This is a genomic window from Saccharomonospora halophila 8, from assembly GCF_000383775.1.
Classification (GTDB): Bacteria; Actinomycetota; Actinomycetes; order Mycobacteriales; family Pseudonocardiaceae; genus Saccharomonospora; species Saccharomonospora halophila.
This window is the reverse complement of record NZ_KB912488.1, coordinates 22,697-33,877: the sequence shown is the minus strand read 5'-3', so window position 1 is coordinate 33,877 and position 11,181 is coordinate 22,697. Positions and strand designations below refer to the sequence as shown.

Genomic DNA, 11,181 nt, shown 5'->3' with positions numbered 1-11,181 from the left:
CCCGCCGGGACCACCCGGACCTCCGGGACCACCCGGCCCACTCGGGCCTCCTGGTCCACCCGAGCCGCCTCCCGGAGGCGGACCCGCGGGTTTCTGTGGTCCCGCCGGAGCGCCGGGGCGGCCACCCGGACCCGGTGGCGGGCCCGTAGGAGGTCCGCCCGGTCGGGCAGGTCCTCCGGGTCCGTTAGGGCCTCCCGGGCCTCCCGGGCCTCCCGGACGTGGCGGTGGCCCCGGTGGACGCCCGGACGGGGGTTGGGCCCCCGGGGGGCCCGGAGGGCGTGGAGGAGTGCTGACGGACATCCGCTCGTTCTCTTCCCCTCGTGCCTGTGACTGAGCTGGACAGCCGATCCGACGGATCCGAGGCCGGTCGGACTTGGTAAAAACCAACACCCAACGGGCCCGCGCGGCTATCCTGCGGAACCGTACCGCGAGTGGGAGAGCTGTAGGTCGAGAATGCCGTCAACACCGACAAGCAAGTCGCAAGTTCAGGCGTACCGGTTCGTGTTGCGCCGCATGCAGTCGGCCCTGGTCCGCAAGGACGCCGTCATGCTGCACGATCCCATGAGCACGCACTCCCGGGCCACGATCGTCGGGGTCGTCCTGGGCGCGTTGGGGATGGTCGCGTTCATCGTGGTGGGCTTCTTCAAGCCTGCTCCCAAGCCTCCGGACTCGGGGATCGTCATCGGCGAACAGTCCGGCAGTGTCTACGTCGTCATGGGCAACCCGAAGGAGTTGGTCCCGACGTTCAATCTGGCGTCGGCCAGACTGCTTCTCATGGCGCGGTCGCAGGGGGAGGACGGCGGTGGTCAGGCCGCTGAACCCGCGCCTCCCGAGGTCGTTCCGGACGACCAGCTCAAGGACATCCCGAGGGCCCGTCTGCACGGCATTCCCGGTGGTCCGGACCTTCTGCCGAACAAGGACCAGCTCGTGACGCCGAACTGGGCCGTCTGTGACCAGACCACAATGGACCGCAGCTTGACCGACCGGGTCACGCGGGAGAGAGCGGGTACCGAGACGACCGTCTTCGCCGGTGTGCGCGAACTCGGCCGGCAACTGGGACAACGACAGGCGCTGCTCGTCTCGGCCGATGACGGCAACCACTACCTTGTCTACCGGCAGAAGAGTGATGCGAACACCCTGAACGCGAACACGGTGCGTGCCCGTGTCGATCTGGCGGAAGATTCGGTGCGAGCGGCTCTCAAGCTCGATGAGCGGTTCGTGCGGAAGATCTCGATGGGGCTCCTGAACGCGATCCCGTCGGTAGGACAGTTGGCCGCGCCGACGATTCCCGGCGCGGGCGAGTCCCCGGAGGAATACGACGTCGACGGCCTTCCGGTCGGAGCGGTGTTCGAGACCCACCTCACCGAGAGCGTCGACCAGTACGTTGTCACCCGGGCAGGTGTACAGCCTGTTTCCACCGCTGTTGCGGACATGATCCTCTTCGAGCAGACCGTCGCCGGGGAAGCGGCGACCGTCGCGCCGGACAAGTTGCAGTCCCTGCCGCGGGTGGGACCCGGTGACGAGGGCTATATCGATGTGCAGCACTACCCGGACGCCGTTCCCACGGTTCTCGATCCGATGCAGCATCCCGTCGCGTGCCTCGGCTGGGCCATCCAGGGAGAAGGAGAGCAGCGGGACGCCACCACGTCGGTGTACGTCGGCAGTGTGCTGCCCGGGCCGAAGGGCGAGGACAACGAGTCGGACACGGTGCCTATCGGGACCCCGGGCCCGGACAACATGAAGGTCGACGGCTTCTACATGCGGCCCGGCCACGCCGGTGTCGTCCGGTCGGCGACCACCAAGGAGACTTTCGGCCGGGGAAACATCCAATTGATCTCCGATCGCGGCGTGCGCTACGGCATCCCGAGTGAGGAGATCGCGCGGGGGCTGGGACTTCCGCCGACCGACCCCGCACCGGAGTCGATCATCAAGTTGTTGCCGGCCGGAGCGTCGTTGAACCCGCAGGACGCTCAGCGGACCTTCGACTACGTGCCTGTGGAGGAAGGGGCCGGGCGGACGGAAGGACCGGACGACCGGGCCTCCAACGGTTCCGGTGGAGTGCGGGGAGGGAACTGACACCCCCCACGGGGCCGGTCGAGCGTGCGCCACCCTCATCGTCTCGCGCGAGGCCGCGGGGCGGGACGATCCGCTGACGAGCCGTCGTGTCGCCGGGGCACCGACAGGGGTGCCCCGGCGAACCACGTTCTGCCCGCTAACCGCGCACACCGACCGCGCCCGGTCGAGCGCCGGCCGACGTCGGTTGACGCCGGGTGAGCGGCTGAGAGGGATGCCCGGGATCGGCACGCCCGTCGTCGGCGCGCCTGCGCGCCCGGCGTACACCGGAAGGAACGATCCGCCCGCGAACCGTCCCACGGAGACGGGACCACCCGTCTGCCGGTTCGCCATGGGATGGGCTCGTGGGGCCCGGTCGGTCGTTCGGCGTTCACTCTGGATGCCGTGGTGGGACGTTCCGCGGGCGGAACGTCCCACCCGCCGTGCCCCTCCGGGGCACGGCGGGCGCTGCGGCTCGGGTCAGGTTGAGGGGGTTGTGTTCGTCGGGCGGTTTCGGCGGATCGTGTGCACGACGAACAGGGTGACGAGGAGGGCGGTGAGCGCGCCGCCGGATCCCACCACCGCGACCACGACCGGGGTCCAGTTGCGGTCGGCGGGGGGCGGCATGTCCGAGGGGAGAGACTCCGCCCGCGCCGCCGGGAGTCCCTCCTCGGACGGCACCGTCGCCGTCAGTGCCGCCATCGGGTTGATCACGCCGTGGCCGACGAAGTTGTCCCGTCCTCCCGGCGCCGCCGGGTGATGCGCCGTAAACTCGATACGGTGCATCACCTCCCGGGCGTCGAGGTCGGGATACTTCGCACGGACCAGTGCCGCCAGTCCGGCGACATAGGGTGCGGCGAAGCTCGTGCCCTTGATCGAAGCCGGCTCCCCGTTCTCGATCATCATGTTGGTGAGTCGTCCGGAGCCCTCGGCCGGGTCGAGCGACATGATGTCGGTTCCCGGCGCCGCGACGCTCACCCACGGGCCGTGGATGCTGAAGTCGGCGACACCGCCGGTGCGGTCGATCGCCGCGACGGAGAGCACGTCGTCGGCGAACCACGGGGGACTCACGACGGTGTTCGGCGGGGTACCGGGCTCCTGATCGTTCTGCTCACAACGCTCCGACACGTTGCCCGCCGCGGAAACGACCACGACGTCGTTCCGGACGGCGTTGCGCACCGCTGCCTGCAGTCGCCGCTCCTCCGGCATGACACCGCCGTCCGCGGGCCGACAGTGGTTGATGGAAATGTTCATGACGTCGACACCCTTGTTGGTCGCCCGCACGATCGCCTGGGCGAGGGTGTCCAACGTTCCCGCACCGCCACCTGCCTGCGTCCGACTGTCCTGCGCCGGATCGGTGTCCCCGACGAGCGACTCGGAACCGCCGTCTCCGGACTCGCCCGACCCACCGTCGCCCGACCCATCGTCGCCGGACCCCTCGTCACCGGAGTCACCACCGGAATCGGGGTCCCGCTCGGCTGCGGCGCCGTCCTCGTCCGGCGAGAAGTTCTGGCTGGACTGCCGGATCGCGATGATCCGCGCGTCGGGCGCCATCCCGGTGAACGCGATATCGGCAGGCGTATCGGCCGCGATGATCCCGGCGACCTGGGTGCCGTGCCCGTCGCAGTCCTCGACACCCCTGTCCGCGGTGTCGACGTAGTCTCCGCCGGCCTCCACCCGGTTCTGGAAGTGCGGGTGCCGGGTGACTCCGGTGTCGATGACGGCCACCCGGACCGGGTTCCCGTCGGGCTTCGCACCGATCGTGCCGAGTGTCGACCGCATCAGCGCGTGGACGTCACCGACGCGGAGGAACTGCTGACCCCAGGGTGCGTTCTGGATGTCCGCGTCGTGCTCGGGATTGCGCTGGACGCAGGCGACCTTCTGGACGTAGCGCTTGTCGGGTGCGCCGCTGTCGTCCGGTAGCGCGCCCATGTCGACGGGCGGCGGCGACGCGTAGTACCCGGCATCGGGCGTCTCGTCCCGTTCCTGGGCGGTGAGCGGCATCGCGCCGGGCCCGACGAAGCCGGTCATCAGGGCCAGCCCGAGTGCCGAACCCCTCTTCACCGTCCGAACCGTCCGCACGCGAACCCCCTAGCAGTCGTGGCGCCGTCTCTGGGCAGCATCAGCCGATGTCGAGGTGCCGCAGTGTGGAGTACAACCCCATCACGGCGAGGGCGAGCGGGATCACCGAGGCGATGCAGACGGCCTCGAAGATCTCGACGGTGCGGCGCATCGGCGGGGTGAACCGTTGGTCCGGGAACACGACGCCGAGCACGAGCGCCGCGGCGCCGAGCAGCACGAGCACACCGAAGATCCACAGGATCCGGCCGGTGGGGTCCTCGGTCCAGAGCCAACCCATGAGGATACCGCCCGCGGCGACCATCCCCGTGGTCAGCAACGCGACGGCCTGCGCGCCGTTGGCGTAGGTACGCCCACGCAACAACAACACCAGCGTGGCCGCGACGGCGGTGAGGATGCCCCAGACATCCCCGGACGAGGCGGTGACGACGGCGGCGACCGCGGTGACGGCACCACTGCCGACCAGCAGTCCGGTCATGTAGTTGTGCGCGACGCTGGTCCTGCGTTCGATCGCGGAGTAGTCCGGTTGTTCGGACTCCTCCTTCAGCTCCTCCGCGGTGTTCGGGACCTGCGGCAGCGGCAGTTTCGCGAGCCAGATCGTGGCCCTGGGCAGGAGGGAGATGCCCGCGAGCGCCACGGCGACAGTGCCCGCGGCGATGCCGGGGGCGGGATGGGCCACCAGGGTGGCGACGAGGAAGGCGAGGACGCCGAAGACGCCCGCCGTGGCGGCGGCGATGAACGTGGTGATCCCCGTGCCCATCACCAGGATGCAGACCGCGGCGAACACCACCAGGAGCGCACTGGCCAGCAGCAGGCTCGGTCGCAGTGCCCCGTCGGGAACGATGTGGAACCCGCTCACGAACGCCAGTGGGAGTCCGCCCGCGGCGGCGACGAGCACGCCGGTCGATTCCGCGTCGTAGGCTTTCACCAGCGTCGCGCCCATCGCGACACAGGCGATCGCGGCCACGCCGCTGGTGATCGCGGTGGCCAACGAGTTGCCACCGAACAACGAACCGCTGAGCAACAGCGCCACGGCGGACAGGAGCAGTGCCAGCCCGCCCGCGACGTGTCCGATCCGGCGCGCGGTCTCCTTGGTCCAGGGCCGGAAACTGTCCGGATCGGCTTCCGCGATCGCGTCGACCACGTCGTCGTACAGCGGGGGCGGCGGGCTCTCGTTGCGCTTGCGCAGTTGCAGCAGTTCCCCGTCGATGATGCCGAGCGAGGCCAGCGTCCGACTCGGGTCCAACGGGGTGTCCCCGAGCTTGGCCAGGGCCCATCCGCCGTGCCGGGCACCGCCGTCCGGAGTGGCCTCGTTGGCCATGGTCAACAGCATGGGCATCAGGTCGGCCACCGCCACGTCGGCAGGCAGCGCGACGTCGATCCGGGTGCGCGGCGCGACCACCGTCACCCTGCTGAAAACCGTCGTGCCCGTTGCCACCTGTTCGCCCCCTACCTGGAGATTTCGCCGCCGGACGTTTATACCGCGTCGCGGAAACACGCCCGGCCGGGCCCGGTATCTTGCCGAACCGGCCCCATGATGTCGTGATGCCGCACTAGTATTAACGCACCCGGGCCAGGCGTGGGGGCAGTTCCGGTGAATGTGCCGGTTCGCGTTTCCCGTGCCGGCCGCCGTCGCCGAGTCGAAGAGGGGTCCTTTCGGTGAGCACGCTGCAGTTCAAGCGGTCGCCACGGCTTGCTGCTCCCCGCCCGCCGGGTGGTGAGGTCCACCTCGAGCCGCCGCCCGAGGTCCCGCGGACGATCCCCGGCAACATCCTCATGAAGCTGATGCCGGTCGTCATGGTCGTGGCGATGCTGGGCATGGTCGCCTTCATGTTCACGGCGAGCGACGGCCCGCCCAGCCCGTTCATGATGATGATGCCGCTGATGATGATGATGTCGATGGTCGGCATGCTCGCCGGCGGCGGTCGTGGGGGGCAGCAGAAGAAGTCGGAGATGAACGAGGACCGCAAGGACTACCTGCGGTACCTCGGTCAAATGCGGGACCGCGCCCGTGAGGCGATGGTGGAGCAGCGGGCATCACTGGAATGGGTGCATCCCGACCCGGAGAGCCTGTGGTCACTCGCGACGAGCAGGCGGATGTGGGAACGGAGGCAGAACGACCAGGATTTCCTCCACCTGCGGGTCGGCCGGAGCTCGCACCGGCTGGCGACCCGGCTGGTTCCGCCGCAGACCGGGCCGGTCGACGAGCTCGAACCGATCGCGACCCTGGCGCTCCGTCGGTTCGTGCGAGCCCACTCGATCGTGCCGGATCTTCCGACGCAGATCACGCTGCGTGGCTTCGCCGCGGTGGGCATGCAGGGCGAGCGGGAACTGACCCGTGGTCTCGCCCGCGCGATGCTCGCCCAGTTGGTGACCTTCCACAGTCCGGACGACGTGCTGATCGCGGTGGCCACCACCGGGCGGGCGAAGGAGGACTGGGAGTGGGCGAAATGGCTGCCCCATGTCCAGCACCCCACGTTGTCCGACGGGATCGGCCAGCTGCGCATGATGGGCGGGTCCCTGGCGCAGGTCGAACAGTGGCTGGAGGAGGAACTGCGGGACCGGCAGCGGTTCTCCCGCAACGCCACACCGCCGCCGGACCAGCCGCACATCGTGATCGTCCTCGACGACGCCGACGTCACCGGTGAGGAACAGATCCTGCTGGAGGAGGGACTCGTCGGCGTCACGTTGCTCGACCTGTCCGAGTCGATCGGCAACCTCGCGGCGCGGCGTGGACTGCGGCTGGTCGTCGAGAAGGAGCGGCTCGGTGCGCGCAGCTCGGGCGGTGTCGAGTGGTTCGGCGAGCCCGACACGTTGAGCAGGGTCGAGGTCGAGGCGCTGGCCCGCAAGATCTCGCCCTACCGGATGAGCACCGGCGCCGCCGACGACGGCGAGGAGCAGCCGCTGCTGTCGAACCCGTCGCTGCTGGAGCTGCTGGGCATCCCCGGTGATCCGATGACGTTCGACGTGCAGCAGGCGTGGCGGCCGCGCCCGGTCCGCGACCGGTATCGCGTGCCGTTCGGGGTCGGCGAGAGCGGCCAGCCGGTCGAGCTCGACATCAAGGAAGCGGCGATGGAGGGCATGGGCCCGCACGGCCTGTGCATCGGAGCCACCGGTTCCGGTAAGTCCGAGTTCCTGCGCACCCTGGTGCTGGGGATGCTGGCGACGCATTCGTCGACGTCGCTCAACTTCGTGCTCGTCGACTTCAAGGGTGGCGCCACGTTCCTCGGGCTCGACAAGGCGCCGCACGTCTCGGCGGTCATCACCAACCTGGCCGACGAGGTGACCCTCGTCGACCGGATGAAGGACGCCCTCGCCGGTGAGATGAACCGGCGGCAGGAGGCGCTGAAGAACGGCGGCAACTTCAAGAACGTCTGGGAGTACGAGAAGGCCAGGGAGAACGGGGCCGATCTGGACCCGTTGCCCGCGTTGTTCATCGTCGTGGACGAGTTCTCCGAGCTGCTGTCGGAGAAACCGGATTTCATCGACCTGTTCGTGGCCATCGGACGGCTCGGCCGGTCGCTGCAGATGCACATGCTGCTGGCGTCGCAACGGCTGGAGGAAGGCAAACTGCGCGGGCTGGATTCGCATCTGTCCTACCGCATCGGTCTGAAGACGTTCTCCGCCGCCGAGTCGAGGGCCGCGATCGGTGTTCCGGACGCGTTCGAACTTCCGTCCGTGCCCGGTGGCGGGTACCTGAAGTACGACACGTCGACGCTGGAGCGGTTCAAGGCGTCCTACGTCTCGGGCCCGTACCGGCCCGCGGGGATCAAGGCCGCGGCCCCGGGTGCCAAGGTCGTCCGTGCGGACAAACGTCCGCAGTTGTTCGTCCCCGATGTCGTGGAGCTGCCCACGGAGCCGGAGCCGGAACCCGAGCCCGAACCGGAACCGCAACAGCAGGCCGAGTCGGACGAGGCCGTGGAGCCGAGCGAGCTCGACGTCATCGTCGGCCGACTCGTGGGCCAGGGCCCTCCCGCACACGAGGTGTGGTTGCCGCCGCTGAAGGAACCGAACTCGCTCGACACGTTGCTGCCGAACCTGAACCCGACGGAGGACCGCGGGCTGACACCGGTCGGATTCTTCGGCAACGGTCGCTTGCAGATCCCGCTGGGGATCGTCGACCGCCCGTACGAGCAACGCCGTGACCCGTTGTGGGCGGACTTCTCCGGTGCCGCCGGGCACGGCGTGATCGTCGGTGGCCCGCAGTCGGGCAAGTCGACGATGCTGCGGACACTGATCATGTCGGCGGCGTTGACGCACACGCCCGGGGAGGCGCAGTTCTTCTGCATCGACCTGGGTGGTGGCACGCTCGGTCCCCTGGAGGGGCTGCCGCACGTCGGTGGCGTGGCCGTGGCGCGGCGGGAACCGGACAAGGCCCGCCGGATCGTGGCCGAGTTGACAACGCTGGCCAACGAGCGGGAGTCCCGGTTCGGCACGCTCGGTGTGGATTCGATGAACGATTTCCGCAACCGCAAGCGACGCGGCGACATCACCGCGGAACAGGACGCCTTCGGCGACGCGTTCCTCGTGGTCGACGGGTGGCGGGCGCTGCGGGACGACTTCGAGGAGCTCGAGCCGCAGATCACCAAGCTCGCGGTGCAGGGCCTCACCTACGGCGTCCATGTGATCATCTCGTCGAACCGGTGGGCCGACATCCGCCCTGCGATCAAGGACATGCTCGGTACCCGGTTCGAACTGCGGTTGGGTGACCCGAGCGAGTCGGACATCGATCGCAGGGTCGCCGTCAACGTCCCCGCCGGCCGCCCGGGGCGCGGCCTGACCAGGGAAAAGCTGCATTTCCTCGGGGGGCTGCCGCGCATCGACGGATCCAGCGGCGACGACGACCTGGGTGACGGTGTCGTCGACGCCGTGTCCAAGGTGGCGTCGGCGTGGCAGGGCAGGCCCGCACCGAAGGTGCGGCTGCTGCCGGACGTCATGCCGTACGAGGAACTGCTCCAGCAGGACAAGTACCGCGACACCAAGCTCATCCCCATCGGTGTCGACGAGGACGAGCTGGCCCCGGTCTACCTCGACTTCAACGCCGATCCGCACTTCCTCGCCTACGCGGACGGTGAGTCGGGCAAGACGAACCTGTTGCGGCAGATCGTGCGGGGCATCACCGAGCGCAACACCAAGCAGGAGGCCGTAGTCATCCTGGTGGACTACCGGCGCACGATGCTCGGGTTCGTCGAGGGTGACCAGCTGCTCGGCTACGCGGTCTCGGCCAACCAGCTGGAGGACATGGTCAAGGAGGTCGCGCAGTCGATGCAGAAGCGGCTGCCGGGGCCGGACGTGACGCCGCAGCAGCTCAAGGACCGGTCGTGGTGGAGCGGTCCCGAACTGTTCGTCGTGGTCGACGACTACGACCTGGTGGCGACCTCGACGAACAACCCACTGAAGCCGTTGTCCGAGTACCTCGCCCAGGCCAAGGACGTCGGCCTGCACATGGTCGTGGCCCGCCGTACGGGCGGTGCGGCGCGGACCGGCATGGACCCGATCCTCGGCAAGCTCAAGGAGCTCGCCATGCCGGGCATGGTGATGAACGGGTCGAAGGACGAGGGGCAGCTGCTCGGCAACGTGAAGGCGGGTCCGATGCCACCCGGACGCGGCTACTTCGTCAGCCGCAAGGTCGGCAAGCAGTTGATGCACGTCTCGTGGATCAACCCCGAGTGAGGTGCCGTGTCCGGCGGGGTGGGCGCGTTCCGCCCGCGAACTGCGCCCACCCCGGGGCGCCGACCGCGGTGCCGTGCCCCCGGGTGGGCACGTTCGCGGGGCGCAGCGCGTCGAGGTCGGTGTCGGCGGGCGTTGTCTGACAAGGTGCCGGCGTACACACCCACGACGACAGGCGGGAGCGGCTGGTGACTCTGCGGGTGGCGGTGGACTTCGGGACATCGAGCACCTGTGTGGCCGCGTCGGTGCACGGCCGGGAACCCCAGATCGTGGTCATCGACGGCCAACCGCTGCTGTCGTCGGCCGTCTACGCCGCCCCCGACGGCACGTTGTTCGTCGGCCAGGAGGCCGAGCGGCAGGCCGCGGTGGACCCGTCCCGGTTCGAACCGCACCCCAAGCGACGCATCGACGAGGGGGATCTGCTGCTCGGCGATGCGGTCGTCAGCGTCGTCGACGCCGTGCACGCGGTGTTGTCCCGTGCCGTCACCGAGGCCCGTCGACTCGCGGCCGGTGCCGAGGTCTCTCTTCTGGTGCTGACCCACCCCGCGGATTGGGGCGCGGTGCGCACCCGGTCACTGCGTCAGGCCGGCGTGCGGCTCGCCCACGAGGTCGCTCTGGTCCCGGAACCGGTGGCGGCGGCCGTGTACCACGCGACGACGTTCGCGCCCGGGGAGGCCGTGTGGGACCACTCCGCGGAGCGCGGCGGCGGCCCGGGTGACACGATCGCCGTGCTCGACCTCGGTGGCGGCACCATCGACGCGAGTGTCGTCCGGAACCTTCCCGGCTCCGCTCGTGACCACACCGGTTTCGAGGTGCTCGCGACCCGGGGTGATCCACGGTTCGGCGGCGCCGACATCGACCAGGTCCTGCTCGACCATGTGGGTTCGCTCGTCCCCGAGGGCGCCCGGGACGCATGGGACGAGCTCGTCGAGGGACGTTCACTCGCCGTCCGTCGTCGCCGCCGGGTGCTCCGCCACGATGTACGCGGTGCGAAGGAGACCTTGTCGCGGCACGCGTACACCGACGTTCCCCTCCCGTCGCCGTTCGCCGACGCGCACGTCACGCGGGACGATCTGGAACGGTTGATCGCGGATCCGCTGGAACGGGCGGTGGAACTCACCCGGTCGACGGCCGAGGCCGCGGGACTGCGGCCGCGACAACTCACGGCGCTCTTCCTGGTCGGCGGGTCGAGTCGGATACCGCTGGTGGCGCGGCTGATCCACGAGCACACAGGTGTCCTACCGACCACATTGGATCAGCCGGAGACCGTGGTCGCGCGGGGGGCGTTGCGGGCGGTGGAGGTGCCGTCGAACCACACCGGGGCGGTCACCGGTGGCCCGCGCCGGGAGGCCCGGCCGTCGCCGGGGCATCCGTCCGCCG

General features: G+C 69.6%; 5 protein-coding genes. 3 read left to right on the top strand and 2 right to left on the bottom strand.

Features of this window, described 5'->3' with window-relative positions:
- The first annotated feature begins 453 nt into the window (after window positions 1–453).
- Window positions 454–2,076, top strand: coding sequence for a type VII secretion protein EccB (eccB, locus tag SACHA_RS0102780; protein ID WP_028662834.1), 1,623 nt, complete (start codon window positions 454–456; stop codon window positions 2,074–2,076).
- A 456-nt stretch (window positions 2,077–2,532) separates the two neighbouring features.
- Here the strand turns inward: eccB and SACHA_RS0102775 are convergent, their stop codons facing one another.
- Window positions 2,533–4,083, bottom strand: coding sequence for a type VII secretion-associated serine protease mycosin (locus SACHA_RS0102775; protein ID WP_020628586.1), 1,551 nt, complete (start codon window positions 4,081–4,083; stop codon window positions 2,533–2,535).
- Window positions 4,084–4,174: 91 nt separating this feature from the next.
- Window positions 4,175–5,569 (bottom strand): type VII secretion integral membrane protein EccD, encoded by a 1,395-nt coding sequence (gene eccD / locus SACHA_RS0102770; RefSeq protein WP_039737751.1) that lies wholly within the window; start codon window positions 5,567–5,569, stop codon window positions 4,175–4,177.
- Window positions 5,570–5,790: 221 nt separating this feature from the next.
- Between eccD and SACHA_RS0102765 the strand changes: the two genes are divergently transcribed.
- Both SACHA_RS0102765 and SACHA_RS19995 read left to right on the top strand, forming a co-directional pair.
- On the top strand, window positions 5,791–9,804 hold the full coding sequence (locus tag SACHA_RS0102765) for a type VII secretion protein EccC (protein ID WP_028662832.1): 4,014 nt from the start codon (window positions 5,791–5,793) through the stop codon (window positions 9,802–9,804).
- 185 nt (window positions 9,805–9,989) lie between these two features.
- The coding region (locus SACHA_RS19995) for an Hsp70 family protein (RefSeq protein ID WP_157601580.1) at window positions 9,990–11,181 on the top strand (1,192 nt) is incomplete at its 3' end.

Bases quoted from the DNA above. Each gene is read 5' to 3' on its own strand.
- eccB (WP_028662834.1), top strand. From the start codon at position 454: ATGCCGTCAACACCGACAAGCAAGTCGCAAGTTCAGGCGTACCGGTTC.
- SACHA_RS0102775 (WP_020628586.1), bottom strand. From the start codon at position 4,083: ATGACCGGCTTCGTCGGGCCCGGCGCGATGCCGCTCACCGCCCAGGAA.